The sequence below is a fragment of the Rhodococcus sp. B50 genome (assembly GCF_013602415.1).
Classification (GTDB): domain Bacteria; phylum Actinomycetota; class Actinomycetes; order Mycobacteriales; family Mycobacteriaceae; genus Rhodococcus.
In genome coordinates this window covers 219,031-245,568 of the sequence record NZ_WPAG02000002.1, presented here as the reverse complement: position 1 = coordinate 245,568, position 26,538 = coordinate 219,031, and the positions used below count along the sequence as shown (strand labels likewise).

General features: G+C 68.0%; 29 protein-coding genes. 10 read left to right on the top strand and 19 right to left on the bottom strand.

What is annotated here, in order from left to right:
- Positions 1-8: 8 nt before the first annotated feature.
- The 4 genes from GON09_RS01460 to GON09_RS01445 all read right to left on the bottom strand — a co-directional run bounded on the left by GON09_RS01460 (position 9) and on the right by GON09_RS01445 (position 4,874).
- Positions 9-1,463: a nitrate/nitrite transporter gene (locus tag GON09_RS01460; protein WP_213930284.1), complete on the bottom strand. Its 1,455-nt coding sequence runs from the start codon at positions 1,461-1,463 to the stop codon at positions 9-11.
- A gap of 122 nt (positions 1,464-1,585) precedes the next feature.
- Positions 1,586-2,440, bottom strand: coding sequence for a TIGR02569 family protein (locus tag GON09_RS01455; protein WP_026061392.1), 855 nt, complete (start codon positions 2,438-2,440; stop codon positions 1,586-1,588).
- A gap of 75 nt (positions 2,441-2,515) precedes the next feature.
- Entirely contained in the window at positions 2,516-3,748 is a 1,233-nt protein-coding gene (gene moeZ, locus GON09_RS01450; RefSeq protein WP_244865339.1) for an adenylyltransferase/sulfurtransferase MoeZ, read from the bottom strand.
- A 67-nt stretch (positions 3,749-3,815) separates the two neighbouring features.
- Entirely contained in the window at positions 3,816-4,874 is a 1,059-nt protein-coding gene (locus GON09_RS01445; RefSeq protein ID WP_374195266.1) for a DUF3152 domain-containing protein, read from the bottom strand.
- Positions 4,875-5,068: 194 nt separating this feature from the next.
- Between GON09_RS01445 and GON09_RS01440 the strand changes: the two genes are divergently transcribed.
- A complete protein-coding gene (locus GON09_RS01440) occupies positions 5,069-5,725 on the top strand; it encodes a TetR/AcrR family transcriptional regulator (protein WP_006550245.1) in 657 nt (218 codons plus the stop codon).
- A 95-nt stretch (positions 5,726-5,820) separates the two neighbouring features.
- Here the strand turns inward: GON09_RS01440 and GON09_RS01435 are convergent, their stop codons facing one another.
- Both GON09_RS01435 and GON09_RS01430 read right to left on the bottom strand, forming a co-directional pair.
- A complete protein-coding gene (locus tag GON09_RS01435; protein WP_006550244.1) occupies positions 5,821-6,051 on the bottom strand; it encodes a DUF3107 domain-containing protein in 231 nt (76 codons plus the stop codon).
- 57 nt (positions 6,052-6,108) lie between these two features.
- Positions 6,109-6,813 carry a ferritin-like fold-containing protein gene (locus tag GON09_RS01430; protein ID WP_213930283.1) on the bottom strand — a complete coding sequence of 235 codons (705 nt, stop codon included), beginning with the start codon at positions 6,811-6,813 and terminating at the stop codon, positions 6,109-6,111.
- A gap of 207 nt (positions 6,814-7,020) precedes the next feature.
- Between GON09_RS01430 and GON09_RS01425 the strand changes: the two genes are divergently transcribed.
- Complete coding sequence (locus GON09_RS01425; RefSeq protein WP_213934212.1) at positions 7,021-8,688, top strand: DEAD/DEAH box helicase; 1,668 nt, start codon at positions 7,021-7,023, stop codon at positions 8,686-8,688.
- Between the two features lie 4 nt (positions 8,689-8,692).
- Entirely contained in the window at positions 8,693-9,904 is a 1,212-nt protein-coding gene (locus GON09_RS01420; RefSeq protein WP_213930282.1) for an Rv3212 family protein, read from the top strand.
- Positions 9,905-9,916: 12 nt separating this feature from the next.
- Here the strand turns inward: GON09_RS01420 and GON09_RS01415 are convergent, their stop codons facing one another.
- Entirely contained in the window at positions 9,917-10,714 is a 798-nt protein-coding gene (locus tag GON09_RS01415) for a ParA family protein (protein WP_213930281.1), read from the bottom strand.
- A gap of 72 nt (positions 10,715-10,786) precedes the next feature.
- Between GON09_RS01415 and GON09_RS01410 the strand changes: the two genes are divergently transcribed.
- Entirely contained in the window at positions 10,787-11,272 is a 486-nt protein-coding gene (locus GON09_RS01410; RefSeq protein WP_213930280.1) for a GNAT family N-acetyltransferase, read from the top strand.
- 6 nt (positions 11,273-11,278) lie between these two features.
- Here the strand turns inward: GON09_RS01410 and GON09_RS01405 are convergent, their stop codons facing one another.
- Positions 11,279-11,701, bottom strand: coding sequence for a hypothetical protein (locus tag GON09_RS01405; protein WP_374195265.1), 423 nt, complete (start codon positions 11,699-11,701; stop codon positions 11,279-11,281).
- A gap of 47 nt (positions 11,702-11,748) precedes the next feature.
- On the opposite strand from GON09_RS01405, the gene GON09_RS01400 reads away from it, so the two are divergent.
- Positions 11,749-12,699 (top strand): diacylglycerol/lipid kinase family protein, encoded by a 951-nt coding sequence (locus tag GON09_RS01400; protein WP_213930279.1) that lies wholly within the window; start codon positions 11,749-11,751, stop codon positions 12,697-12,699.
- 259 nt (positions 12,700-12,958) lie between these two features.
- Complete coding sequence (locus GON09_RS01395) at positions 12,959-13,213, top strand: WhiB family transcriptional regulator (protein ID WP_006550236.1); 255 nt, start codon at positions 12,959-12,961, stop codon at positions 13,211-13,213.
- Positions 13,214-13,325: 112 nt separating this feature from the next.
- On the opposite strand, the gene GON09_RS01390 is transcribed toward GON09_RS01395, so the two are convergent.
- Both GON09_RS01390 and GON09_RS01385 read right to left on the bottom strand, forming a co-directional pair.
- Positions 13,326-14,801, bottom strand: coding sequence for a sensor histidine kinase (locus GON09_RS01390; RefSeq protein ID WP_213930278.1), 1,476 nt, complete (start codon positions 14,799-14,801; stop codon positions 13,326-13,328).
- 34 nt (positions 14,802-14,835) lie between these two features.
- Entirely contained in the window at positions 14,836-15,051 is a 216-nt protein-coding gene (locus GON09_RS01385) for a biotin/lipoyl-binding carrier protein (RefSeq protein ID WP_213930277.1), read from the bottom strand.
- A gap of 95 nt (positions 15,052-15,146) precedes the next feature.
- Between GON09_RS01385 and GON09_RS28950 the strand changes: the two genes are divergently transcribed.
- Positions 15,147-15,221, top strand: coding sequence for a 50S ribosomal protein bL37 (locus GON09_RS28950; RefSeq protein ID WP_022597109.1), 75 nt, complete (start codon positions 15,147-15,149; stop codon positions 15,219-15,221).
- Positions 15,222-15,307: 86 nt separating this feature from the next.
- On the opposite strand, the gene rsrA is transcribed toward GON09_RS28950, so the two are convergent.
- Both rsrA and GON09_RS01375 read right to left on the bottom strand, forming a co-directional pair.
- Positions 15,308-15,589, bottom strand: coding sequence for a mycothiol system anti-sigma-R factor (rsrA, locus tag GON09_RS01380; RefSeq protein WP_213930276.1), 282 nt, complete (start codon positions 15,587-15,589; stop codon positions 15,308-15,310).
- On the bottom strand, positions 15,586-16,224 hold the full coding sequence (locus tag GON09_RS01375; RefSeq protein ID WP_213930275.1) for a sigma-70 family RNA polymerase sigma factor: 639 nt from the start codon (positions 16,222-16,224) through the stop codon (positions 15,586-15,588). Before GON09_RS01375 ends, rsrA begins: the two co-directional genes overlap by 4 nt.
- A gap of 211 nt (positions 16,225-16,435) precedes the next feature.
- Here GON09_RS01375 and ybaK point away from each other — a divergent pair, with 211 nt between their 5' ends.
- A complete protein-coding gene (ybaK, locus tag GON09_RS01370) occupies positions 16,436-16,933 on the top strand; it encodes a Cys-tRNA(Pro) deacylase (protein ID WP_213930274.1) in 498 nt (165 codons plus the stop codon).
- 11 nt (positions 16,934-16,944) lie between these two features.
- On the opposite strand, the gene GON09_RS01365 is transcribed toward ybaK, so the two are convergent.
- Complete coding sequence (locus GON09_RS01365) at positions 16,945-17,703, bottom strand: SOS response-associated peptidase (RefSeq protein ID WP_213930273.1); 759 nt, start codon at positions 17,701-17,703, stop codon at positions 16,945-16,947.
- 80 nt (positions 17,704-17,783) lie between these two features.
- Between GON09_RS01365 and aroA the strand changes: the two genes are divergently transcribed.
- Both aroA and rsgA read left to right on the top strand, forming a co-directional pair.
- Positions 17,784-19,070: a 3-phosphoshikimate 1-carboxyvinyltransferase gene (aroA, locus tag GON09_RS01360; protein WP_213934210.1), complete on the top strand. Its 1,287-nt coding sequence runs from the start codon at positions 17,784-17,786 to the stop codon at positions 19,068-19,070.
- Positions 19,037-20,056, top strand: a complete 1,020-nt coding sequence (gene rsgA, locus GON09_RS01355) for a ribosome small subunit-dependent GTPase A (protein ID WP_213930272.1) — start codon at positions 19,037-19,039, stop codon at positions 20,054-20,056. The genes aroA and rsgA overlap by 34 nt, the downstream gene beginning before the upstream one ends.
- A 76-nt stretch (positions 20,057-20,132) precedes the next feature.
- Here the strand turns inward: rsgA and GON09_RS01350 are convergent, their stop codons facing one another.
- From GON09_RS01350 to GON09_RS01325, 6 genes are all read right to left on the bottom strand, one after another.
- Positions 20,133-21,368, bottom strand: coding sequence for a fatty acid desaturase family protein (locus GON09_RS01350; protein ID WP_213930271.1), 1,236 nt, complete (start codon positions 21,366-21,368; stop codon positions 20,133-20,135).
- A 63-nt stretch (positions 21,369-21,431) separates the two neighbouring features.
- Positions 21,432-22,718: a fatty acid desaturase family protein gene (locus tag GON09_RS01345; RefSeq protein ID WP_213930270.1), complete on the bottom strand. Its 1,287-nt coding sequence runs from the start codon at positions 22,716-22,718 to the stop codon at positions 21,432-21,434.
- Between the two features lie 33 nt (positions 22,719-22,751).
- Positions 22,752-23,882, bottom strand: coding sequence for a ferredoxin reductase (locus tag GON09_RS01340; RefSeq protein ID WP_213930269.1), 1,131 nt, complete (start codon positions 23,880-23,882; stop codon positions 22,752-22,754).
- Positions 23,883-23,980: 98 nt separating this feature from the next.
- Entirely contained in the window at positions 23,981-24,490 is a 510-nt protein-coding gene (locus tag GON09_RS01335; RefSeq protein ID WP_213930268.1) for a DUF6912 family protein, read from the bottom strand.
- A gap of 3 nt (positions 24,491-24,493) precedes the next feature.
- Positions 24,494-25,903 carry a WS/DGAT/MGAT family O-acyltransferase gene (locus GON09_RS01330; protein ID WP_213930267.1) on the bottom strand — a complete coding sequence of 470 codons (1,410 nt, stop codon included), beginning with the start codon at positions 25,901-25,903 and terminating at the stop codon, positions 24,494-24,496.
- Positions 25,900-26,391, bottom strand: a complete 492-nt coding sequence (locus GON09_RS01325; protein ID WP_307854272.1) for an HAD-IA family hydrolase — start codon at positions 26,389-26,391, stop codon at positions 25,900-25,902. Before GON09_RS01325 ends, GON09_RS01330 begins: the two co-directional genes overlap by 4 nt.
- Positions 26,392-26,538 lie beyond the last annotated feature (147 nt).

Sequence of the window (26,538 nt, the reverse complement as noted above, 5' to 3'; positions counted from 1 at the left end):
GGGATCGGTCAGACTGCGACGCGGGCCGGGGCGGGAGCCTCGGTGGACGGTTCGCTCGTGAGGGTCGGATGGGGGCGGCGGAGGAAGACGAACCAGGTCACCGCGATGCACACGAGGTAGAAGATCGCGAAGACCCAGAAGGCCATCGTCGCGGACTGGGCCTGCCCGCCGTAGGAGGCGCGGAAGACCAGGTTGATACCGACGCCGCCGAGTCCGCCGATGGCACCCGCGAATCCGATGAGGGCACCGGACATGCTGCGCGACCAGGCGGCCTTCTCGTCGCGGTCGAGTCCGTCGAGGTCCTGCGCACGAGCCTCGAAGATCGAGGGGATCATCTTGTAGACCGAGCCGTTGCCGAGCCCGGAGAGCAGGAACAGGGCGATGAAGCCGAGCACCATCGCGGTCAGCACACCGCCGCTCGCGGCGCCGGTGGTGCGGTCGTCGAGGGTGCCGGCGACGATGAGCACCGCGGCGGCCAGTGCCATCGCGACGAAGGTGTAGAGGGTGATCTTCCCACCACCGATGCGATCGGCGAGCTTGCCGCCGAGCGGGCGCGAGATCGATCCGAGGAGCGGGCCGATGAAGGCGATCTGCGCGGCGTGCAGTGCGGCCTGGGCGGGGGTGTCGCCGCCGGCCAGGAAGTTGATCTGCAGCACCTGGCCGAAGGCGAAGCTGAAACCGATGAACGAACCGAAGGTGCCGATGTAGAGGAAGGAGATGATCCACGAGTCACGGAACTTCAGCGCGGCGCCCATGGCCCGCAGGTCGGCCCTCTGATCACCGAGGTTGTCCATGAACAGTGCGGCGCCCAGGGCTGCGACGGCACACAGGACCAGGTAGACCGCACACACGATCCAGGGCTCGGTGTTGCCGACGGTGGCGATGACGAGCAGACCGATCAGCTGGACTGCCGGGACACCGATGTTGCCGCCACCTGCGTTGAGTCCGAGGGCCCAGCCCTTCAGGCGCTGCGGGTAGAAAGCGTTGATGTTGGTCATCGACGACGCGAAATTGCCGCCGCCGACCCCGGCGAGTGCCGCGACCAGCATGAAGGTGGTGTAGGAGTGGCCCGGGTTCAACATCAGGTACAGCGCCCCGAGGGTGGGGATCAGAAGCACGAGGGCACTGAAGATGGTCCAGTTGCGACCGCCGAAGCGGGCGGTGGCGACGGTGTAGGGGATGCGCAGGATCGCGCCCACGAGCGTGGGGACCGCGACGAGGAAGAACTTTCCGGCGGCGTCGATGCCGTACACCTCGGTGGGCATGAACAGGACCATGACCGACCAGATCGACCAGACGGAGAAGCCGACGTGCTCGGCGATCACCGACCAGATCAGATTGCGCTTGGCGACCCGCTTGCCGCCGGCCTCCCACGCCTCGACATCCTCGGCGTCCCACCGCTCGATGTTGTGCTTGCGCGCGAATTTGTCTTGGAGACTTTCATTTTCGATGAAGGTCGTCATCGCCGTTCCTCCTCGGGTCCGTGTCGATCCCCAAGGTAGGAAACGGGTGTTGCTACGGTGCTGCCCGCGGTGACCGTCGCGTCAAGAGTTGCTCACCCCGGCCCCGGCCGCCCTGTGAGGTGTTACAGGAGGAAGCGCACGAGGTCGGCGGTGTGTGCCAGGCCGGGGAAGGCGTCCTCGGTGGAGCGCGGGTGCAGCGCGTGCACGGCGAGCCGGAAGATCACGGCGCGCAGCAGCATCTGCGGCCATTCCGGAAGGTCCTCCCAGCGGCCGATGAGGCCTTCGTCGGCGCCGCCCCACGACAGTGCGTCGACGACGGCGACAGCGGCCGCCCACGAGGCCGGACGCCAGTAGGGGGTGATGTCGGTCAGGCCGGGGGCCGCGCGCCCGGCGAACAGGACGGTGCCGAACAGGTCGCCGTGGACGAGCTGGTCGGGCAGGTGCACCGGCTTGCGGAAGGTCGCGAGCTGGTTGATCAGGTCGAGGCTCTTGCGGCCGTCGGGTGTCACCGTCTCGGGCGCCCCGGCCGCGCGGGCACTGCGCAACGGCACGGTCTCCCAGGCCGCGCGATCGGCCGCAACGAAGACGTCGACGTCCTCCCAGGGTGCGACCGGGGGCTGCATGAGGAAACGGGGGCGTTCGAGCTGCGCGGTGGCAGTGTGCAGCCGCAGCGACAGCGAAACCACTTCGTCGTGCCTGGGTTCGGACGTGCCGACGATGTAGGTGTCGGCACGCCATCCGGAGACCACATAGCGACCGTCGGTGGACCGCACCGGACGGGCCAGCCGCACCCCGTCGACGGTCAGAGTCTCCCGCACTTTGGCGGACCAGGCCGCGCGAGCATGATCGGCGACTCGGGACAGCACGACGTCCCCACACCTGAAACCTCCGTCCCAGTCGGGCCCGAGCGGGACCGGTTCGACGTCGCGGAGACCGAATGTGGAGCACACGTGCTGGGGCGGTTCGGGTGAGCTCACGCAGCTCAACCTACCTCCGCACACCGCCCGGATCGGGAAGGCACTCCGCTGTTTCAGGTCACAACGAGGTCACCGTCAGTACACCGGCAGAGAGGGATCCACCTGCTGCGCCCACGCGATCACACCGCCGTGCAGATGTGTCGCGTCCGAGAATCCGGCTCGCGCAAGCACTTCGAGTGCCTCGGCCGATCGGATGCCCGTCTTGCAGTACAGCACGATCGGCGTGTTCTGCGGCAGGTCCGCGAGGGCCTCGCCGGAGAGGATGCGGTCCTTCGGTACGAGCCGGGCACCGTCGATGCGGACGATCTCCCACTCGACGGGTTCGCGCACGTCGATCAGCGCGATGTCGCGACCCTCGTCGAGCATCCGGCGCAACTCGGTGGGAGTGACGACCGAGCGGGCCGACGCGGCGACATCGGGAACGATCCCGCAGAAGGCCTCGTAGTCGACGAGTTCGGTGACGGGCACCCGTCCCGGATCCCGACGCAGGGTCACCGTCCGGAACGACATCGCGAGCGCGTCGTAGATCATGAGGCGACCGAGCAGCGGCTCGCCGATCCCGGTGACGAGCTTGATCGCCTCGGTCGCCATGACGGTGCCGATCGTGCCGGGCAGGACGCCGAGCACCCCACCCTCGGCGCAGGAGGGAACCATCCCTGGCGGCGGTGCCTCGGGGTAGAGATCGCGGTAGTTCAGGCCGCGTCCGTCCGGGGCGTCCTCCCAGAACACCGACACCTGGCCTTCGAAACGGAAGATCGATCCCCACACGTAGGGCTTGCCCGCGAGGACCGCGGCGTCGTTGACGAGATAGCGGGTCGCGAAGTTGTCGGTGCCGTCGAGGATCAGGTCGTACTGCTCGAACAGCTGCACCGCATTGCTCGACTCGAGTCGCGTCTCGTGCAGGCGCACGGTCACACCGTCGTTGATCGCCAGGATGCTGTCGCGGGCGCTCTCCCCCTTGGGCCGTCCGACGTCGGATCGGCCGTGGATCACCTGACGCTGCAGGTTGGACGTTTCCACGTCGTCGAACTCGACGATGCCGAGCGTGCCGACTCCCGCCGCCGCGAGATACAGCAGGGCGGGCGAACCCAGGCCGCCGGCGCCGATGCACAGCACCCGCGCGTTCTTCAGGCGGCGCTGGCCGGTGACGCCGATGTTCGGGATGATCAGGTGACGGCTGTACCGGGCGACCTCCTCGCGACCGAGCTCCGCGCCGGGTTCCACCAGAGGCGGAAGGGACGGGCGCGTTGACGGTGTCGTTGCGGTCACGGATTCTCCTGTCGCGATGCGTCGTGCGTCACCGTCCATCGTGCCATTCGCGGAAGCGTCCCCCGACGGCCCTCCCGACGGCTGTGCCCGCAACTGTGCCCGACAGCTATGCCCGCGGGTACGGCCAGGGATTGAACCGGCACCGCAGTCCGTCGGCCGGGACGGCGCCGTCCGGGTCGAGGCGGGCGATGTCGTCGTTGGCGGTTCCGAACGACTGCTGCATCATGATCGGCGCGAGACCACCTTCGGTGGTGCAGGCGTCGTGCTGCGCCAGGCCGATGGCGTGGCCGACCTCGTGGTTGATGAGGTACTGGCGGTACGACCCGATGTCGCCCTGGAAGGCGACAGCACCGCGCACCCACCGCGCCTCGTTGACGAACACCCGCTTCATCGAGGGATTGAAACACGAACCCTCGAGCGGGATGTCGTAGCCGCATCCTTCGCGGATGGTCATCTGCGAGGTGAGGGAGATCCGGAAGTCCGGCTCACCGGTGTCGACCCGGCGGAAGCCGAGGGCCTCGTCGCCGATCCAGCTGCGCGGATCGGCGAGGGTCCGATCCACCATCGTCGCGAACGCCGCATCGCCGCCGTAGCCGGTGGTGTCGATCCCCTCCTCCAGTTCCACCGTGTAGGTGAACACGCGGGTCTGCCCCGCACCGGCCTGTCCGGTGGTGCCGGGAAGGATCCGCCACTGCCGGGCACCGACCTCCGTGAACGGGCCGCCGGCCGGCAGGGCGCCGGACTCGAGCGACTCGGGGAAGGTCCCCTCGGGCCGCGGCACTTCGACGACGATGTCGGTGACCTCGCCCGCGACGGCCGCCGCGGCGGGCACGTCCTCGCCTCCCCCACGTACGGCGTCCCACAGCACGACCAGGGTCACGACGGCGAGGATCGGTACGGCATAGGCGCGCCAGCCGTAGGTGGCGACGAACCTGCCCACACGGGTCTGCTTGCGGACGTCCCGTTCGGGTCGCGGCCGGCGGGGCGGCCGGTCCGGCCGTCCCACCGGATCCCACACGGCACGCAGAGGCTGATGCGACCGGCGGCCCGCCTCGGGTCGTTCCGTTCCTCGCGACCGGGACGAACCGGACAGCGTCGGGGAAGAATCTGTCGGCGAGGACCCCTGCGGACCCCTGCTCTCGCGCACTCCTCCACGCTCGATCACGGATGTCAGGATGTCATATCGAGACCATTTCGATATCCGAAGCGCCGAACCTGCACCCCCAACCGTGCGCAGAGAACGGATACTGGTCGGTAGGCCGATCCGTTCGACACGCGGCTTCACCTGTAACGTGCAGAGACGAGGAGCGCCGAGGTGGTACAGGCCACGTTCGGATGTAGTGCAGATTGGGAGCAAGCATGACCGACGTCACCGAACGAGCATCCGGCCGGGGTTCCAACGGCAAACGGGGCGCCCGGATGCCGCGTGACGAACGTCGTGCCCAGTTGCTCGAGGCTGCCAGCGAGGTCTTCGTCACACGTGGTTACCACTCCGCCGGAATGGACGAGATCGCCGAGTGCGCCGGAGTGAGCAAGCCGGTCCTGTACCAGCACTTTCCCGGCAAGCTCGAACTGTATTGCGCCGTGCTCCAGAACTATGTGGACACGCTCATCAACGGCGTACGCCAGGCCCTGCGGTCCACCACCGACAACCGTCAGCGCGTGCGCGCCGCGGTGCAGGCCTTCTTCGACTTCGTCGACAACGACAGCCAGGGATTCCGGCTCGTCTTCGAATCCGATCTGATGGGTGAACCGCAGGTGTCGCGGCGCGTGGAGCAGGCCACCGAGGCGTGTGTCGATGCCGTCTTCGACCTCGTCAGCCACGACTCCGGGCTCGATCCGTACCGGGCCCGCATCCTCGCGGTGGGTCTCGTGGGAACGAGTCAGTTCACCGCACGCTACTGGCTCGATGCCGCACGCCCGATCCCCAAGGAGGATGCGGTCGACACCACGGTCGCTCTCGCCTGGGGCGGTCTCAAGCACGTGCCGCTGCAGCCCGAACTCCGTCGGCGCTGACGACACAGCAAATACCGTCGGCGCTGACGACACACCGTACGAACGAAGAACGGGCCGGGGCGATAAAGCCCCGGCCCGTTCTTCGTCGGTCGATCTCAGTTGGCGGCGAAGCCGACCTTGCCCAGCGTGGCAGGACCGATGTCCACGTAGCTGATCTTGGCGGCCTGCACGAGAACCTTGCGGCCCTTCTCGTCGACAAGGGCGAGCACTCCGTCGTCGGCGCCGTTCAACGCGGCCCGGACGAGCTTCTCCACCTCGTCGGGCGTCTGGTCGCTGACGACGACAACTTCGCGCGGGCTGTCCGCGACGCCGATCTTGACCTCCACGGTGGACCTCCGAATCTCATGCATGAAAACCGAGCGGGTACTGCTGTCCGCCCCAGGCTAATGCAGTCCGAGCACCGACATCCGTTCGGCGTGCTCGACCTGCATGCGATCGAACAGCGCCGCGATGTTCGTCAGGTCGCCGGACGCGAGAATCACCAGTTCGGCGAGTTCTTCGTTCTGGGCGAGCACGTACTGCGCCTGCGTGATGGCCTCACCGAGCAGCCGGCGTCCCCACAACATCAGGCGGTCCTTCTGCAGCGGGCTCCGCTCGACGACCTCGCGGACCTCCTGCACCACGAACTCCGAGTGGCCGGTCTCGGCGAGGACCTCCCGGACCACCGTGGACACCTCGGGCGCGAGCATGTCGGCGATCTCACAGTAGAAATCGGCGGCGATGCCGTCGCCCACGTACGCCTTGACCAGCACCTCGAGCCAGGTCGACGGGGTGGTCGACGCGTGGTACGCGTCGAGCGCCTTGCGATAGGGCTCCATCGCCGCGTAGATCTCGGCTCCGCGCTCGGTGAGGGCGTCGTGGAGCGTCTCGAAATGGCTCATCTCCGCAGCTGCCATGCTCGCGAGGGCGACCCGGCCGCGCAGGGACGGAGAGAACCGGGCGTCCTCGGCGAGACGGTAGAACGCCGAGATCTCGCCGTACGCGAGCACGGCGAACAACTCGGACACACCGGGATGATCGGCGGGGACTGCAGCCCCTTCCGGCGCCCGGTCGGGCTCTGCTGTGGACGGCGACTTTTCGGCTCCCATGGCGACGAAGCGTAGTACTACCTCGTGGAATGCGCTGGAACCGGTACAATGGTCCGGGAAGCCCGCGCTTCGAGCCGCCGACAGTGGCCCGCGAGCTTCCCAGATAATGTGCGCGCACCCGAACTGCGGATCGCTGCCGCGCTTCGCCGAGCCCGGTTCGACACCGCTCGTGCTGAGGTGCAGGCCGGTCGCCTTTCCCCCTCGTGCGTGCGTGCCGAGACCAGGAAGGCCAGACCCCTGAGCAAGATCACCATCGACCACGAAGACGACGCGAGCGAGACGACCGTCTCCGCGCAACTCGATTCCACCCACGTACCCCCCACCTTCGGCGAACTCGGTGTCCGCGACGAGATCGTCCGCGCCCTCGCCGAGGTCGGCATCGAACGCACCTTCGCGATCCAGGAACTCACCCTGCCGCTCGCCCTCGCCGGCGACGACCTCATCGGTCAGGCCCGCACGGGTATGGGCAAGACGTTCGGCTTCGGCGTTCCCCTCCTGCACCGCATCGCCACCGAGGGATCCGGCACGACCACGCTCGACGGCACCCCCCGCGCGCTCGTGATCGTCCCGACCCGAGAACTGTGCATCCAGGTCACGAACGACCTCGTGAACGCGTCCAAGTACCTGCCCGGCAGCCGCAAGTCCGGCCTCGAGGTCCTGTCGATCTACGGCGGTCGCCCCTACGAGCAGCAGATCGACGAGCTGAAGAAGGGCGTCGACGTCGTCGTCGGTACGCCGGGTCGACTGCTCGATCTCGCCAACCAGGGTCATCTGATCCTCGGCAAGATCGGCGTCCTCGTCATGGACGAGGCCGACGAGATGCTCGACCTCGGCTTCCTGCCCGACATCGAGCGCATCCTCACGATGGTCCCCGACCGCCGTCAGACGATGCTGTTCTCGGCCACGATGCCCGGCCCGATCATCACCCTCGCCCGCACGTTCCTGAACCGCCCGACGCACATCCGCGCCGAGGAGGCCGAATCGTCGGCCGTGCACGAACGCACCCAGCAGTTCGTCTACCGTGCGCACGCCCTCGACAAGGCCGAACTCGTCGCCCGCGTGCTGCAGGCCGAGGGCCGCGGCGCCACCATGGTCTTCACGCGCACCAAGCGCACGGCGCAGAAGGTCGCCGACGATCTCGTCGAGCGCGGCTTCGCGTGCGGCGCGGTGCACGGCGATCTCGGTCAGATCGCGCGCGAGAAGGCACTCGACAAGTTCCGCAGCGGCAAGATCGACGTGCTCGTCGCGACGGATGTCGCCGCCCGCGGTATCGACATCGACGACGTCACCCACGTCATCAACTACCAGTGCCCCGAGGACGAGAAGACCTACGTCCACCGCATCGGCCGTACCGGTCGCGCCGGACGTACCGGTATCGCGATCACCCTCGTCGACTGGGACGACGTGCCGCGCTGGCAGCTCATCGACAAGGCGCTCGGTCTCGGCATCCCGGATCCGATCGAGACGTATTCGAGTTCCCCGCACCTGTTCGAGGAGCTGAACATCCCGACCGACGCCACCGGGCGTGTCCGCAAGGCCACCCCCGCCGCACCTCCCACCGAGGACGGCGAGAAGCGCGAGCGCGCCGGTCGCGAGGCGGGATCCCGCCCGAAGCGCAACCGCGTACGCCGCCGCACCGTGCGCGGCAGGTCGGCCGACGGTTCCGCGACGGACGTCGCTCCTACCGGCGCCGACGACGCGGCGGCGACCGAGGCACAGCCGGCCGCGCCGGAGACGGGCGAGGACACCGGGGCGACAGCTCCGGCGCGTCGTCGCCGTCGCCGCCGTCGCACTCGTTCGGGTGAGGGCCCGGCCGGTCGCGCAGAGCAGGACACGTCGAACGTGGAAGCGGTCTCGACGTCGTCCAGCCCATAACCACGTGCTAGCGCCCGAGCGCCGCACCCGCACCGACGTACTCGTCGCAGCCGCACTCGTCGTCACCGCTCTGGTGGCGGCGAGTGCCGTCTGGCTGACCTCGGATGCGCGAGGCACCACGTCGACGACCTGGGACGGTCCCGTCCCCACTCCCGCGGCCGCCCGGTCACTTCCCCGGACCCTCGCCGAACTGTGGCGCGCTCCGAGCGCCGCGACGATCGCACCGTTGGTGTCCGGGGGCACGATTGCCACGGCCGACGGTGGTGCGGTCGTCGGCCGCGACCCGCATTCGGGTGAGGAGCGCTGGCGGTACGACCGCGACCGGGCGTTGTGCGCGGCCACCGAGGCCTGGGGTGATGTGGTGTCCGTGTACCGCGACCCGCGGGGATGCGGGCAGGTCACCGCGCTCGATGCCGGTAGCGGTGCTCGGGGTGCGCAGCGGTCGAGCGACGCCGACGATCCGATCCGGCTGATCGACACCGGTTCACACCTGATCGCTCTGGGCGACACGCGCCTCGAGATGTGGCGTTCCGATCTGGTGCGCACCGTCGAGTACGGGCGGGTCGACGCCCCGGTGAACCCGAACGCCCAGCCCCGGTCGGGTTGTGAACTGCGCTCGGCAAGTGCGGGAGCCGAAGTGCTGGCCGTCCTCGAACAGTGCGCGAACGAGCCGACCGCTCGGCTCACACTCCTCGATCCCACCCCCGAGGACAGTCAGAAGCCCGAGGAGTTCGCCTCGTCGGTGCTGCCGGAGGCCGACCGCGACTCCGACGCCCGGGTCGTCGCCGTGGTCGGCGACCGCACGGCGGTCTACCTGGCGCCCGACGACATCGGCGGGCCGCGCATCGAGGTCTTCGACAGCGCGGGCACCCTCGTCGACACGCACGCCCTGCCACGTCCCGCCGGGACCTCCACGGCTCCCGCACTCGAACGCGGCGGTGTACTCGTGTGGTGGACCGGCCGCGACACCGTCGCACTGTCCACCACCGATTTCGCTCCGCAGTGGACCGTCGAGGACACACTCGGCACGGGCGACATCATGGCCGGCTCACTGTTGCTCCCCGTCGAGGACGCCCTCGTGGGAGTCGACTCACGGACCGGCGAGCGCGGACCGCGCATAGACATCGAGCGCGGCGCGGCGTCGTCGGTGAATATCGCCGTCGCAGGGGACGTCGTCGTCGAGCAGCGCGGCGACGAACTCGTCGCGCTGCGCTGACGGCGGGGCGGTTCAGTCCGTGACGGTTTCGAAGGTGGAGAGTTCCGCCTCGCCCGACCAGTAGCGCAACAGATTCTCGGCGAGCGCACGGTAGGCCTCGGCCCCCTTGTTCTTCCGTCCCACCAGCACCGTGGCACCCGATGCGGACGCTTCCGCGAAGCGGACCGTGCGCGGCACGGGCGGCGCCAGCACCGGAAGGTCGTACCGATCGGAGACGTCGGCGAGCACGTCGCGGCTGTGCGTGGTCCGTGAGTCGTAGAGGGTCGGCAGCGCGCCGAGCAGCTCGAGATCCGGGTTGGTGATCTGCTTCACCTCGCTGACCGTGCGCAGCAGCTGCCCGACTCCCCGGTGCGCGAGCGTCTCGCACTGCAGCGGAACGAGCACGGACCGCGCCGCGGTCAGCCCGTTGAGGGTGAGGACGCCGAGAGAGGGCGGACAATCGATGATGACGACGTCGTAATCGTCCTCCACCGACGCGAGCGCCCGCTTGAGGGTGTATTCGCGTCCCGGCTTCATGAGCAGCATCGCCTCCGCACCCGCGAGGTCGATGGTCGCCGGCAGCAGCGACATCCCTTCTGCCGTCTCGAGCAGGACGTCCTTCGTCTCGACACCGCCGACGAGCACCTCGTGCACGGATTGTTCGAGCTTGTCGGGGTTGTGTCCGAGTGAGAAGGTCAGACATCCCTGGGGATCGAGATCGACGATGAGCACCCGTCGGCCCAGCGCCGACAACGCGGCACCCAACGACGCGACGGTGGTCGTCTTGGCGACGCCACCTTTCTGATTTGCCACTGCAAGTACCGTTGCCACGACCCGATCCTCGCGCACTCGGCGACGCAGCGCGAGGTGAATCCGCGCACGAGACCCAGGAGGCAGCCCGCCGTGATCCGCAGAGCCATATCCGAGGACGTCCCCGCGATCACCGGCCTGATCTACGACCTCGCCGAATACGAGAAGGCCCGGCACGAGTGCACAGTGGTCCCCGAGCAGATCCAGGAGGCCCTGTTCGGCCCGCAGCCCGCCGTCTACGCGCACGTCGCCGAGGAGCCGGGTGAGGACGGCGGACCGGCACATGTCGTCGGGGTGGCGTTGTGGTTCCGGAACTTCTCCACCTGGGACGGCGTGCACGGCATCTATCTCGAGGACCTTTTCGTCCTACCCGAGCACCGCGGCAAGGGGCACGGACGTGCACTGCTCGCGGCACTCGCCCACGAGTGCGTGGAACGCGGTTACACCCGTCTGTCCTGGTCCGTCCTGGACTGGAACGAGCCGTCGATCGGTTTCTACCGCTCGCTCGGAGCCGTCGCGCAGGACGAGTGGACGACGTTCCGGCTCAGCGGGCCCGCGTTGCGCGCTCTGGGGAGCTGAGCGGGATCACTCGTCGGCGTCGGGCGCATACTCGTGCGCCAGCCACCGCGAGGTGGGCGGACTGAACAGCAGCACGAGCGTGGGAACCACCACGAGCGCCAGCGCGGTGCCGGCGACCGGCTGGTGCGAGTCGGTCAGCAGCGACCACACCACGGGCAGCAACAGCAACTGCGCGAGCAGCGCCACGGCACGCCCCCAGCGCACGCCCCGCACGAGCGCGATCCCGCCGGCCAGGACCCCGCCGAACAGGACGATCAGCCACAGCGCGAAGCCGTAGCCGTTCGTCACCGACTGATCGTGCTCGCCCGAGGCGGCGCGGATGATCGAGTACACCGCGAACCCCATCGCGACCAGACCCTCGAGGACGACAAGCCAGCCGGCGGCACGCACGGTCGACGGAACGCTGCTGCGAGGTGTTTCGAGAGGCACCCGTCCAGCGTAGTGGACCCGCCCGGCACCACTTAGGCTGATGTTCCGTGCGCGCCCTCCTGATCGTGAACCCGAATGCGACGACGACCACTCCTGCCGGTCGCGACCGCCTCGCTCACGCACTGAGAGACCGGCTCGCCCTGACCGTCGCGCACACCACCCACCGAGGGCACGCCGCCGAACTCGCGCAGTCGGCGCACAGCGACGGAATGGACGTCGTCGTCGCGCACGGGGGTGACGGCACCGTCAACGAGATCGTCAACGGCCTGCTCGGTCCTTCCCCCGACCGCTCCGCCGACCCGACACTCCCCCGGCTCGCGGTGGTGCCGGGCGGCTCGGCGAACGTCTTCGCACGCTCCCTGGGCCTGTCGGCCGATCCGCTCGAGGCGACCGGACAGGTGCTCGAGTCGTTGCGGGAGGGCAGGAGCACCCGCATCGGCCTCGGACACTGCGATGGGCGATGGTTCACCTTCAACGCGGGGCTCGGCCTGGACGCCCAGGTGTGTGAGGCCATCGACGTCAGCCGCGCGGAGGGCAAGAAGGTGACCACGGCGCGCTACGTGCGACATGCGGTGACCCGGTTCTTCGCGGCGAAACGCGACGAGCCGACGCTCACGCTCGAGATGCCCGGATCCGATCCGGTTCCGGGGGTGCACTACGCGTTCGTCTCGAACTCGAGTCCGTGGACCTATCTCGAGTCCCGTCCGGTGCACACGAATCCCGGCACATCGTTCGATACCGGACTCGGGGTGTTTGCCATGACCACGACCCGGGTACTTCCGAGCCTGCGGGTGGTGAGGCAACTCCTGGCCGCTCGTGGCGAGCCGGCGTCCCCGCACCTGGTGCGTGCGGACGATGTCGCGCGCGTGCGCGCCCGGGCATCACGCCCGATCGGACTTCAGGTCGACGGCGACTACCTGGGACTCCGCACCGAGGTCGAGTTCGTGGCCGTGCCGTCGATCCTCGATGTCGTCGCGCCTCGTCCACAGTCTCCATAGCGGGGCAGCGATCGAAAAAGAAGCACGAATTCTGTGATTACCACTACCTTCTCGGCCGAAAGGGAGTAGGAAGAGGGATTGGCGAACTCGTAGCTCACACCAGCGTGAGCTTCCCCACGATCGTGGTCGATTCTATTGACTCCACGCTCGTTCGTGAAAGCATTCACAAGTAACCGCGCGGAAACACTCCGTGCCGCAGGCGTGAACACGCATTGACCAATCAGCCGGTGCACCCGCACCATCGAAGGAGAGTAGAAGCATGGACTGGCGCCACAAGGCCATCTGCCGCGACGAGGATCCGGAACTGTTCTTCCCCGTGGGGAACAGCGGCCCGGCTCTCGCGCAGATCGCGGATGCCAAGCTCGTGTGCAACCGTTGCCCCGTCACCGCCGAATGCCTTTCGTGGGCACTCGAGTCCGGCCAGGATGCCGGCGTGTGGGGCGGCATGAGCGAGGATGAGCGCCGCGCCCTCAAGCGTCGCAACGCTCGCACCCGCGCTCGCACGGCGGTCTGAGCAACTCCGACATACGTTCGAAGGCCCGGCCTCCTCACGGAGACCGGGCCTTCGAACGTCTGACCTGCACACATCGAGCCGCCCGGACATCACCGGCCGGTCGCCGGAAACCTCAGGCGAGCGACACCTTGCCCAGCGGTAGCTGCAGGCGCGCATCCGTTCCGCCGGTGGCGTTGGCCGTCAACTCCAGCGACCCGCCGAGTTCCGCTGCCACCAGCGTCCGGACGATCTGCAGACCGAGCCGGTTCGACGCCTCGAGGCTGAAACCCTCGGGAAGACCCTTCCCTTCATCGCGCACCACCACGTCGAGCATGCGGGCGGAGCGCTGCGCAGTGACGGTGACCGTGCCGTTGACGCCCGGATCGAAGGCGTGCTCGACCGCGTTCTGGACGAGCTCGGTCAGCACCATCACCAGGGGCGTCGCGCGATCGGCGGGGAACACACCGAGATTCCCCTCCCGTACCACCCGGATCTGACTGCCCACCGTCGACACGTCGACGACGATCGGGATCAACTGGTCGAAGACACCGTCGAGGTCGACCTCCTCATCCACCGACATCGACAGCGCCTCGTGCACGAGTGCGATGGACGTGACACGACGGACCGCCTCCCCGAGGGCCTGCTGGGCCTCCGTGTTTCCGGTTCGGCGCGCCTGCAGTCGCAGCAGAGCGGCGACCGTCTGCAGATTGTTCTTGACGCGATGATGGATCTCCCGGATGGTCGCGTCCTTGCTCAGCAGTGCACGGTCGCGACGTTTGACCTCGGTGACATCGCGGACGATCACCGCGGCGCCCCGGATCTTCCCTCCCGGATTCAGGACCAGCGCACGGATCAGAACCGTGGCACCGAGTGCCTCGACCTCCATGCGCTGCCCGAGGCGCCCCTCCACGGCCCCTCGAAGGTAGTCGGTGACGTCACGGCTCTCGAAGGGGTCGGTGACCAGCGCGCGGGTCGTCTCGACGAGATCCTGGCCGATCAGGTCGGAGTTCAGACCCATCCGGTGATAGGCCGACAGCGCATTGGGACTGGCGTAGACGACCTTGCCCTCCCGATCGAGCCGGATGAACCCGTCGCCCGCCCGCGGACTCGACTTGGTGTCGGAGCGGGCCTCGGGCGTGGGGAAGGTGCCCTCGCTGATCATGCGATAGAGGTCGTCGGCGCATCCGAGATAGGCCGTTTCGAGAGCACTGGCCGACCGCCGCGACACGCGCGCGGCGTCGCGGCTGAGCACCGCGACGACCCGGCCGTTCCAGCGCACCGGCACGGCCTGACGGATGTTGATCCCGGCACCCGGCGACGACTTGACGTCGACGATCGTGCCGGTCTCGAAAGCCTCACGCACGTAAGGATGTTCATTGTCGGAGACGAGCGTGCCGACGGCGTCCTCGGGGATCACGGTGGACGCGGTGGTGGGCCGGCACTGCGCAACGCACACGATTCCGGACGGCGCGGCATCGACCCAGAGGAGGACGTCGGCGAACGACAGGTCGGCGAGCAACTGCCACTCGCCCACGACACGCTGCAGATGATCGACGGCGGCGCCCGGAAGATCGGTGTATCTCGCGAGCAACGAACTGAGTGTGGACACGGGAACCGCTTTCGTACTCAGGAGATATCCGTCGTCAGGAGATGACGGCGATGAGGTCGCCCTGCTGGATGACATCCCCGACCGTGACGCCCACGGAGGTCACCGTGCCCGCTGTCTCGGCGAGCACCGGAATCTCCATCTTCATCGACTCGAGGATCACCAGCGTGTCGCCCTCGGCCACCACGTCACCCTCTCGCACGACGACCTCGAACACGGTCGATACCATCTCCGCGCGTATGTCTTCCGCCATCGAACACCTCGTTTCACGCTCCGGCGGTGGACCTGCCGACAGGACCACTCGACCACACGTGAAACACTGTAATGAACGAGAAAGGAGATCCCACCATGGGTAAGCGAGGTCGCAAGAAGCGCAGCCGCAAGGGTAACGCCGCCAATCACGGCAAGCGTCCCAACGCCTGAGACGCGGACAGGGGCCGGAAAGCAGCAGCTTTCCGGCCCCTGTCACGTTCGGCGCCGTCCCGGGCAGGAACCCGTGCGTCGTCCCGCTACGACTCCCTGATGTCGGTTTCGGTGACCACCACGGTGCGGCGGATCTGCAGCATCAGTCGCTCCCGCAGCCCCTCGGGTGCGTGTTCGCCTCCGCACTTGCGGCTCAGCAGCGATTTGATCTTCTCCTCGATCCCGTAGGCCTCGAGACACGTGCCGCACTCGTCGAGGTGCCGTTGCAGCTTCTCCCGGGAACCGGCGTCGCACTCGGAGTCGAGAAGCAGATAGACGTCCGCGATCACCGCCGAGCAGTCGAGTCGATCGAAGTCGGGTTCGCTCACTGCGCTGCTCTCTTTCCGCTCTCGGTCGAATCCGTTGTTCCGGTTGCCGCGTCCACGGCCTTCCCCCGCATGAATCCGCGATCGCGCGCAACGTCGGCCAGCAGGCCGCGCAGCTGCTTGCGTCCCCGGTGCAGTCTCGACATCACCGTGCCGATCGGCGTCCCCATGATCTCTGCGATCTCCTTGTAGGGGAACCCTTCGACATCGGCGTAGTAGACGGCCATGCGGAACTCCTCGGGAAGTTCCTGCAGCGCCGCTTTGATGTCATCGTCGGGAAGCGCGTCGAGCGCTTCGACCTCGGCGGACCGCAGACCGGTGGACGAATGCTCGGCCGTGGCGGCGAGTTGCCAGTCGGTGATCTCGTCGGTCGGATACTGCGCGGGTTGCCGCTGCCGCTTCCGGTACGAGTTGATGTAGGTGTTGGTGAGGATCCGGTACAGCCACGCCTTGAGGTTGGTGCCCTCCCGGAACGACCGGAAGGCGGAGAACGCCTTGATATACGTCTCCTGCACCAGATCTTCGGCGTCGGAGGGGTTGCGGGTCATCCGCAGCGCCGCGCCGTAGAGCTGATCGAGCATGGGAAGCGCATCCCGCTCGAACCGCTCGGTCAGTTCTTCCACAGACTCCTCGACCACACCGATCCCTTCATCGACGTCTGTCGAGAAGGCTACCGGTACGACGGCGTCCGGATCGGGGGGACGTCGGACGGCGTCCGGTCGAGGCGGGCACAGCACTGCCACGAATTCTCCGATCGTCGGGTGTCGGGTGGCCGGTGGACCCACCCGTCGGAATGCAACGTCGCACCCTCCCCGCTTGTTCCCCACCTCTCGTTTCTAGAGTGATCGGATGGCCTCGACATCCACGCCCGCGACGGTGTTGCTGAAGCGCGAGAAGGTCGCGCACCGGGTCCACGAGTACGCGCACGACCCGAGGGCCGCGTCCTTCGGCGCCGAGGCCGTGGAGGAACTGGGCGCGCGCCTCGGGGTCTCCGCCGAGCAGATCTTCAAGACGCTGGTGGTGTCGCTGTCGGACGGCACGCTCGGCGTTGCGGTGATCCCGGTGCCTGCGACACTGTCGCTCAAGGCTGTGGCAGGGGTACTGGGGGGCGGCAAAGCGGTGATGGCCGATCACACCGCCGCCGAACGCGCGACCGGCTACGTCGTCGGGGGTATCTCCCCGCTCGGGCAGCGCAAGCGCCTGCGCACGGTGATCGACGCCTCCGCGGAGCAATGGGACCGTGTGCTGTGCAGTGCGGGACGGCGCGGACTCGAGATCGAACTGGATCCGCGCGAGTTGATCCGGCTGACCGCCGCGACCGTCTGCCCGATCACGGCGGGACCGTAGGGCTGCACTGCCTACAGCAGCACCATCTGATCACCGGCCCCGTCGTCGGGCACGAGCAGGTCGGGACCGTTGTTGCGGATGCTGTTGACCTTCGCCGAGACGCGACGGATTTCGATCGCCGAGATCGCCTCGACGCTCGGCACGATCAGATCCGGGTGACCGAGACTGTCGGGGTCGAGCCACGCGTCCCATCGCTCCGGGGGCAGGATCAGCGGCATCCGCTCGTGCACGTTGCCGAGTTGCCGGACCGACTGCGCGGTGAGGATCGCGGTGCTCGACAACGGGGGTGCCTTCGGGTTCCGCGGGTCGCGCCACACGGCCCACAGTCCGGCCGTGCAGATCCGCGATCCGTCGGCGGGCGACATGAAGTACGGAACCTTGCGGGGCTTGCCGTCCGGTGCCGGCTCGAGCTGCCATTCGTACCAGCCGTCCATCGGGACGAGACACCGCTTGTAGCGCAGCGACCGGGCGAAGCTCGGTTTGGTGGCGACCGACTCGGATCGCGCGTTGATCAGCGGCGCGGTCCTGCCGATCTCCTCGGCGAAGGGAGGGACGAGACCCCAGCGCATACGGCGGACACGGCGGCGGACGGGACTGTCGGGGCCCTCACCGTCGTGCCTGGCGACGATGGTGAGCACCTCGGTGGTCGGAGCGACGTTGTAATCGGGCCCACGCCTGTCCGCACCGGTGTCGTCGCCGGTCTCGTCGAGTGCGTCGAGTTCGACGGCGAGCATCGCCGGGTCGGCCGTGGAGACATACCTTCCACACATGCCGTCGAGTGTGGCATCGGCGGGTGACGGAACCGACACCGGCGCACGCCGGGTGGGCGAGGGTGCCCGCACCGGTCCGGATGGGCGAAGATGGTCGGGTGAGTCTGTGGAGAGCACCCCGCGCCGTGTCCCCGGTTCGAGCGTCGGTGACGCTGCCGGGATCGAAGTCGATCACCAACCGTGCCCTGATCCTGGCCGCACTCGCCGACGGGCCGTCCACCGTGACCGGCGCGCTGCGCAGCCGCGACACCGACCTGATGATCGGCGCCCTGCGCGCACTCGGCGCGACCGTCACCGAGCGGGACGGCGGCACCACCCTCGACGTGACCCCCGGGCCGCTGCGTGGAGGCGACGTCGCGTGCGGACTGGCCGGCACGGTCATGCGATTCGTGCCGCCGCTGGCGGCCCTGGCCGACAGCGACGTGCGGTTCGACGGCGACGAGCAGGCACGCGTCCGTCCGATGAGCACCGTGCTCGACGCGCTGCGCGCTCTCGGTGCCGACATCGACGGTGACCGGCTCCCCTTCACCGTGCACGGTCGCGGTGGTCTGAGGGGTGGTGCGGTGACGATCGACGCGTCGGCCTCCTCGCAGTTCGTCTCGGGTCTGTTGCTCTCGGGCGCCGCCTTCGACGAGGGCGTGGTGGTGCACCACGACGGCAAGCCGGTGCCGTCCATGCCGCACATCGAGATGACCGTCGAGATGCTCCGGGCAGCCGGAGTCCCCGTCGACACGTCCGAGGCGAACACCTGGCGCGTACCGCCGTCGACGATCAAGGCACTCGACGTCACCGTCGAACCGGACCTGTCGAACGCCACCCCCTTCCTGGCGGCCGCGGCCGTCACCGGAGGTGTCGTCTCGGTGCCCCTCTGGCCGGAGTCGACCACACAGGCCGGTGACGCGATCCGCGGAATCCTCGAGCAGATGGGCGCGGAGGTGTCCTGGGTCGACGGAACGCTCACCGTGCGCGGACCCCGCGAGCTGACGGGCATCGATGTGGACCTGCACGACGTCGGTGAGCTCACGCCGACCGTGGCGGCCCTCGCGGCACTCGCCACCTCGCCGTCGAACCTGCGCGGCATCGCGCATCTGCGCGGTCACGAGACCGATCGACTCGCCGCTCTCGCCACCGAGATCGGCCGCCTCGGCGGTTCGGTCACCGAGACCGAGGACGGACTGCACATCGAACCGGCTCCGTTGCACGGCGACATCTGGCACTCCTACGCCGACCACCGGATGGCCACCGCCGGCGCGATCCTCGGACTCGTCGTCGACGGGATCGAGGTCGAGGACATCGGCACCACCGCCAAGACCCTGCCCGATTTCGAGGCACTGTGGGAGTCGCTGCTGACGGGGAGCGACTCCTGAGGCGGCGCGAGTACGACGAGTCCGACGTCCGGGTCCGGCCCGGGCGCGGCTCGCGGCCGCGCACGAAGGACCGTCCCGCCCACCGCAACGCGGAGGAGGGCATGGTCGTGTCCGTGGACCGGGGTCGGTGGGGTGTTGCGCTCGGCGGCGATCCCGATCGGATCGTGACGGCGATGCGGGCACGCGAGCTCGGCCGGACCCCCATCGTGGTGGGCGATCAGGTGGGTGTCGTGGGTGATCTCTCCGGCCGTCCCGACACGCTCTCGCGCATCGTCCGGGTCGAGGACCGCAGCACCGTCCTGCGCCGCACCGCCGACGACACCGATCCGTTCGAGCGCATCGTCGTCGCCAATGCCGAACAGTTGCTCATCGTGGTCGCGCTCGCCGATCCCCCGCCCCGGACCGGACTCGTCGAACGCGCACTCGTGGCGGCCTACGCCGGCGGACTCGCTCCCCTGCTGGGCCTCACCAAGAGCGACCTGGCCGATCCCGACGAGTTCGCCGCGCACTTCGCGGATCTCGACATCCCGGTACTGCTCGTCGGGCAGGACGACGATCTCACCGCCCTGCACGACCGGATCGACGGTCGCCTGACCGCGCTGATCGGGCACTCCGGGGTCGGGAAGTCGACGCTGGTGAACCGGCTCGTCCCCGACGCCGACCGGGCCACCGGCGAGGTCTCCGGAGTGGGCAAGGGACGGCACACCTCCACCCAGTCGGTGGCATTGCATCTCCCCGAGGGCGGCTGGGCGGTCGACACCCCCGGCATCCGGTCGTTCGGGCTCGCGCACATCGGCCCCGACGACGTCGTCGCGGCGTTCGCGGACCTGGCCGAGGCGGTCGAGGACTGTCCGCGCGGATGCACGCATCTCGGTCCGCCGGCCGACCCCGAGTGTGCCTTCGACGCCCTGGAAGGCAAGTCGCTGCGACGCGCGATGGCCGTGCGCGAACTGCTCGCGGCTCTGGCATCCAACGAATCCTGGTGATCGAACCGAGGCGATCGAACGAACTCACCCCGGCACCGTCCTCGGGTACCGGGGTGAGTTCTCGTTCTCGTGGTCGCTACCGCATGCCGAGCGCGCGGCGGATGAATCCGCGCTTGCGGGTCTTCTCGATGGTGGTGGCCAGACCCACGCGGCGACCGGTGGCCGGATCGATCTCCGGCGCTCCGCCGAAGCCCCGCTCGGAGGCGGTTTCCGGGGCGGCGTCGCGGTCGTCCTTGAGGTACTTGTCGGGCAGCGACAGCTTGGCGATGGTGCGCCACGACTTCCAGTACTGCACCGCGAGCGGACCCGTGGTGTACGGCAGGTCGTACTTCTCGCACAGTTCGCGCACGCGCACCGCGATCTCGGCGTACCGGTTGGACGGCAGGTCGGGGTAGATGTGGTGCTCGATCTGGTAGCTCAGGTTGCCGGTCATGAAGTCCATGACCTTGCCGCCGGAGATGTTCGCGGACCCGAGCATCTGCCGCAGGTACCACTGGGCCCGCGTCTCGTTCTCGATGTCCTGCTTCGTGAACTTCTCCGCACCGTCGGGGAAGTGACCACAGAAGATCACCGCGTTCGTCCAGATGTTGCGCACGAAGTTGGCCGTCGCGTTGGCCTTCATCGTGGACTTCCACGACTTACCGCTCAGCGCCGGGTAGACGACGTAGTCGCGCAGGTGCTGCTTGCCGAGCTTGGCGAGCACCTCCTTGCCGCGCGCCTTGGTCAGCTCCCGGTCGTCGCGACCCTGGATGACCTTGCCGAGCTCGAGCAGTTGGATGGCGATGCCGTACTGGAACAGGGCCGCGAGAATCGCGTTGTAGGCGACGTTGCCGAGATAGAACGGCTTCCACCGCTGGTCGCGGGTGACGCGCAGCAGGCCGTATCCCACATCGTCGTCCATGCCGAGGATGTTGGTGTACTTGTGGTGCAGGTAGTTGTGGGTGATCTTCCAGTGCGCCGACGGGTCGACGTTGTCCCACTCCCAGTTGGCCGAGTGCACCTCGGGGTCGTTCATCCAGTCCCACTGCCCGTGCATCACGTTGTGCCCGAGCTCCATGTTCTCGATGATCTTCGACAGGGAGAGCATGCCCGTGCCCAGCAGCCACAGGGGGCGCTTGTTCGAGCCGAGCAGCACGAGGCGCCCGCCGATCTCGAGGCCGCGCTGCAGCCGGATCGTGTTGCGGACGTATCGAGCGTCGCGCTCACCGCGGGACTCCTCGATATCGCGCCGGATGGCGTCGAGTTCGCGGCCGATGGCCTCGACGTCCGCATCCGTCAGGTGCGCGTACTCCTTGACATCCGATATCGCCATGGGAGCTACCCTACCGTAGGTTACGGCTCCGTAGGTTAGTCGAATTCGGGGCTGTGGCGCGAATCACACAGCCGCGGAACGCTGTCGGCGGCGCGATTCGCCACGGCGACGTCGACGCTCTGCTACCGCATGCTCGGCATGGACGCGGAGGGCCGTGAGCAATCCCCGGTGCCGACCGGTGGACGCTTCGGTCGCCGGTGCCGGCACGTCCGGGCGCCACCTGTCGAACTTGCGCTCGGAGGAGGTCTCCGGAGCGTCGTCGGAGGTCGCCTTCAGGAATCGGTCGGGTACCGCGAGCTTGTGGATCGTGCGCAGGGCGAGCCAGTACTGCCGCGCGAGCGAGCCGGTGGTGTACGGCAGGTCGTACTTCCCGCACAGCGCCCGCACGCGGGCGGCGATCTCCGGGTAGCGGTTGCTCGGCAGATCGGGAAACAGATGATGCTCGATCTGGTAACTGAGATTCCCGGTGAGGAAATCCATCGCACGCCCACCCGAAATGTTTGCGCTGCCGAGCAACTGACGCAGATACCACTCTCCGCGCGTCTCGTTCTCGTAGTGCTCGGCAGTGAATTTCTCTGCGCCGTCCGGGAAATGGCCGCAGAAGATCACGAGATAGGCCCAGATGTTGCGGATCACGTTGGCGGTCAGGTTCGCCGACAGCGTGCTGCGCCAGGCCGGGCCGGTGAGCGCCGGGAAGAACACCAGATCCTTGACGACCTGCCGACCGGCCTTCACTGCGAATTCCCTGTTGGGTCCCGAGTTCCATTGCGCGGGCGGGACGCCTTCGGCTTCTTTCTTCGCCGACAGGTCGTGCAGGGCAATTCCCCATTCGAAGGTCAGCGCCAGCACGACGTTGGCGAACGGCTGCAGCAGGTTGATCGGGCGCCACTTCTCGTCGCGGGTCATGCGCAGGATGCCGAATCCGACATCCTCGTCCATCCCGACAATGTTGGTATACGTGTGATGCGCGTAGTTGTGTGCGCGCTTCCAGTGCTCGGAGGGGCCGGTCTGGTCCCATTCCCACGACGTGGAGTGGATCTCCGGGTCGTTCATCCAGTCCCACTGGCCGTGCATCACATTGTGCCCGAGTTCCATATTCTCGATGATCTTGGCGAGCGACAGCGCGGCGGTACCGATCAGCCAGCGCGACCGGCGGCGGGAACCGAACAGCGCGCAGCGTCCGGCCACCTCCAGCACACGCTGCAGACGGATGACGGAATGGATGTAACGCGCGTCCCGCGGGCCGCGCGAATTCTCCACATCCCGTCGGATCGCATCGAATTCGTTTGCTAGAGCAACGATATCGTCTTCGGTCAGATGTGAGAACGCGCGGATGTCGGTGATGGCCAAGCGGGATCCTTCGGAGGTTGCTGTCGGTGTCTACTACACATCCAGCGTGCAGTCGCCGGCCGCAGCGGAGATGCAGGTCTGGACGCGTTCGCCCTCTGCGTGTTCCTTGCCGGATCGCAGATCGACGATGTGCCCCTTCTCGAGCGGCACAACACAAGTCTGACAGATTCCCATGCGGCAACCGAAGGGCATCAGCGCGCCGACGCTCTCACCGGCCTCGAGAATCGTTGTCGCACCGTCCACGGTGACGGTCTTACCGGACTTCGCGAACGTGATCGTTCCGCCCGACCCCGAGGTGTCGGCGCGGCTGACGGCGAATCGCTCGAGATGGACCCGGTCCTCGATTCCCTCCGTGGTCCAGTACGCGGTGATGTCGTCGAGCATCTGCTGTGGACCGCACGCCCAGGTCTGGCGCTCGCGCCAGTCGGGGCACACCTCGTCGAGCTCGGACAGCGCGAACTTGCCCTTCTCGCGCGTGTGACGCACGTGCACCCGGAACCGGTCGTGGGTGGCGTCGAAGCGTTCGAGCTCGGAGCGGAACATCACGTTCTCGGCCGTCGGCGCCGAGTGGATGTGCACGACGTCCGGCAGGTCGATCTCGCGCGCGACCGCACGTCGGTCGAGCGTGCGCAGCATCGACATGATCGGAGTGATGCCGCTGCCGGCGGTCATGAAGAGGATCTTCGCCGGCGGCGGGTCGGGCAGGACGAAATCGCCCTGCGGTGCGGCGAGGCGCACGACGGTCCCCTCCGGGACGCCGCCCACGAGGTGGCTCGACAGGAAGCCCTCGGGCATCGCCTTCACCGCGATGGAGATGACCTTGTCGTCCCGGGTGGGCGCGGAGGTCAGCGAGTAGGACCTCCAGTGCCAGCGACCCTCGATGTGCAGGCCGATCCCGATATATTGGCCGGGGGCGTATCCGAAGTCGAAGCCCCAGCCCGGACGGATGACGATCGTCGCGGAATCGGGTGTCTCCTGGCGCACCGACACGATGCGCCCACGCAGTTCACGGGCGGACCACAGCGGGTTGACCAAGTGCAGGTAGTCGTCGGGGAGCAGAGGGGTGGTCAGCCGGGCTACCGCGCCACGCAGGACGTTGGAGAGTGATTTCTCTCCTGGCGCGACGTGTGCCGCGGGCTTCTCGATCCATTCCTTCAGGCCCATCCGACCGTTTCTCCTCACTCCGGTTACGCCTCCGTAGGTTACCAGAGGTTACGGAAGCGTAGGTTGGGGACGAGACTGCCGTCACACCGACGGTGGGGTCAGAGCAGTTCGAGCAGGAAGGGCAGTTCCTGGGCCGCGTACCAGGCCAGTTCGTGGTCCTCCGCGTCGCCGAGGACGAACTCCGCCTCCTCGTCGCCCAATTCGGCCGCGTCGACGACCTCGCGCGCCCGCGCGACGTCGGTCTCCGCCTCCTGCAGGTCGATGTGCACCGAGGCCACCGCACGCATCGGGATCGGGCCGGTGAGGCGCACGACCGCATCGTCGAGATCCGGCCGCGGTGTCACCTCGTCGACGTCGGCCGCGATCACCACGCGGCGGGACGCGAAGGACGGATGGTCACCCGGTTCCTCGGAGGCGAGTAATCTCAGCGACGCGCGTGCCGCCTCCGCCATCGCGACCTCGGCGAGCTCCTCGTCGTCACCCGCCGTGTAGGCCTCCCGTAGTGCGGGGGTCACCGCGAAGGCCGTCCTGCTCACCGGATCGACCTCGTCGTCGGCGACGAGTCGCTGCACCATCGCGAGCGTTGCCGGTACATAGACACGCGTCACTTCTCACCTGCCGGCATCCGTCAACTCCTCGAGAGACTCCTGGATCAGCGTCGCTGCCACGTCCACATCGGGCATCGCATCACGATCCGCATTCAAACCGTAGTAGATCTTGCCGTCGTAGGACGTCAACGCGATGCTCAGGGCCTGGTTCTTCAGCAACGGCGAGACCGGATAGATCTCCAGGAGACGGGCCCCGGTCAGATAGAGCGGGTGCTGGGGACCCGGAGCGTTGGTGATCATGAGGTTGAACATCCGCTGCGAGAAGCCCATCGCAACCCGGGCACCCACCGCGTGCATCGTCGCCGGAGCGAAGCCGGACAACCGGACCATCGTCTGGGCAGCCACGCGCCGCCGCTGCCGCGAATAGGCCTCACCGGCGTGCGCGATATGCGACAACCGGACCACCGCGTTCGGCTCCCCCACCGGCAGGTCCAGCAGGAAAGACGACACCTCGCCCTGCGGATGGACCTGGATCGTGTCGTTGTCGGCGCAGTCGTCCGGATCCTGGGTGTACACCGACATCGGGACCATCGCCCGCACCACGGTGGCCTCGGTGACCGGTTCCCCACGGGAGAGCAACCAGTAGCGCAATGCTCCGGCGAGAACTGCGAGCACGACGTCGTTGATCGTGCAGCCGTAGCGCGAGTGGATCTTGCGGTACGGCTCCAGTTCGGACCGCACCACGGAGAATCGGCGGCTCCTCGAGATCTGCGTGTTCAACGGCGTCTCCGGTGCCGACTGCGCGGCCGTGCGGGCGAGCCGGCCGACGGCGTCGACGGTCTCGGTGAGGGTCGCCGTCAGGTCCCCCACGGCCGAGCGGAGGGCGGCAACCCCCTCCCCCGGGCGCGCGACGAGTTCGGCGAACGCCCCGACGAGCAGAGCGGATTCCGACGGTTCACGTTCGGGCATCCACAATTCCTCGGGAACCTCACGCGGCACCGGCTCCTTGTCGAAGAGCACCTGCACGATGTCGAGGGCCTCCTCGCCGTCGACGAGAGCCGAATGCGACTTCGTGAACAATGCGACCCGATCGTTCGCGAGCCCCTCGACGAGGTACATCTCCCACAGCGGCCGCGTACGGTCCAGCGGCCGCGAGACCAGGCGCGCGACGAGGTCGTGCAGCTGTTCGTCGGAGCCGGGTTTCGGCAGCGCGGAGCGGCGCACGTGATAGGTGATGTCGAAGTCGCGGTCGTCGACCCAGACGGGGCGGGACAAACCGAATGCGACCTCTCGCACCTTCTTCCGGTACCGAGGCACCTCGGGGAGCCTCTGCTCGACCAGTCGGAGCACGCTCTCGTAGTCGAGGCCGCCCTCGGAGGTTTCGAGGATCGCGAGCGAACCGACGTGCATCGGCGTGTTGCTCGTCTCCAGGTAGTAGTACGACGCGTCCTGCGCAGTCATCCGGCTCGTCATCGACCCCGTTCCCCCTCCTGACCCGAACCTCCCGAGCATCGCCACCACGGCTCGGCGCCGGCCGCGGCTCCGCTCCCGATCTCCTCGGGATCGAGATCGAAGAGTACGGCCAGTTCGCCCGATGCGTCGTGTGAACCATCATGGTGGACGCCGACCATCCCCGCAGCGGCAGCACCCCGCACGTTGCCGACCGCATCGTCGACGAAGACGCACTCGCCCGGCCCGAGGTCGAGCAGTCGCGCGACCAGCAGGTAGCTCTCGGGTTCGGGTTTGGCGACGCCCGCGTCGCCCGAGAGCACCACGCGGTCGACGAAGGCCCCTTCGAGATCGCGCAGCCACTGCGCACCGGGGCCACCGGGGTCGTTGCTGAGCAGAGCGGTCCGCACACCCCGCGGGCGCAGCAATGCCACGACCGCGCCGAACGTGCCGGGGTCGCTTCCCGGCCCGACCAGGACGCCACCGACATCGAGTACGAGTCCTCGTAGCACGACACCACCGTATGTCCCGGGCACCCCGATCGCGTCGTGTCGCGCCGGCGCCCCGGAGGTGTGACATCATGTGCGCGGTTCGTCCTCTCCCGAACCGATTCCTCGGCACCGGTCCACCCGTGCCGATCCCTGTCACGGTGTCACCCG

Coding starts and splice junctions, on each gene's coding strand:
- GON09_RS01395 (WP_006550236.1), top strand. CDS start 12,959: ATGGACTGGCGCCACAAGGCCATCTGCCGCGACGAGGATCCGGAACTG.
- GON09_RS01330 (WP_213930267.1), bottom strand. CDS start 25,903: ATGACGAGCCGGATGACTGCGCAGGACGCGTCGTACTACTACCTGGAG.
- GON09_RS01440 (WP_006550245.1), top strand. CDS start 5,069: ATGACCGACGTCACCGAACGAGCATCCGGCCGGGGTTCCAACGGCAAA.
- GON09_RS01430 (WP_213930283.1), bottom strand. CDS start 6,813: ATGGGAGCCGAAAAGTCGCCGTCCACAGCAGAGCCCGACCGGGCGCCG.
- GON09_RS01385 (WP_213930277.1), bottom strand. CDS start 15,051: ATGGCGGAAGACATACGCGCGGAGATGGTATCGACCGTGTTCGAGGTC.
- ybaK (WP_213930274.1), top strand. CDS start 16,436: ATGGCCTCGACATCCACGCCCGCGACGGTGTTGCTGAAGCGCGAGAAG.
- moeZ (WP_244865339.1), bottom strand. CDS start 3,748: ATGGACGGTGACGCACGACGCATCGCGACAGGAGAATCCGTGACCGCA.
- GON09_RS01340 (WP_213930269.1), bottom strand. CDS start 23,882: ATGGGCCTGAAGGAATGGATCGAGAAGCCCGCGGCACACGTCGCGCCA.
- GON09_RS01460 (WP_213930284.1), bottom strand. CDS start 1,463: ATGACGACCTTCATCGAAAATGAAAGTCTCCAAGACAAATTCGCGCGC.
- GON09_RS01350 (WP_213930271.1), bottom strand. CDS start 21,368: ATGGCGATATCGGATGTCAAGGAGTACGCGCACCTGACGGATGCGGAC.
- aroA (WP_213934210.1), top strand. CDS start 17,784: ATGGGCGAAGATGGTCGGGTGAGTCTGTGGAGAGCACCCCGCGCCGTG.
- GON09_RS01365 (WP_213930273.1), bottom strand. CDS start 17,703: ATGTGTGGAAGGTATGTCTCCACGGCCGACCCGGCGATGCTCGCCGTC.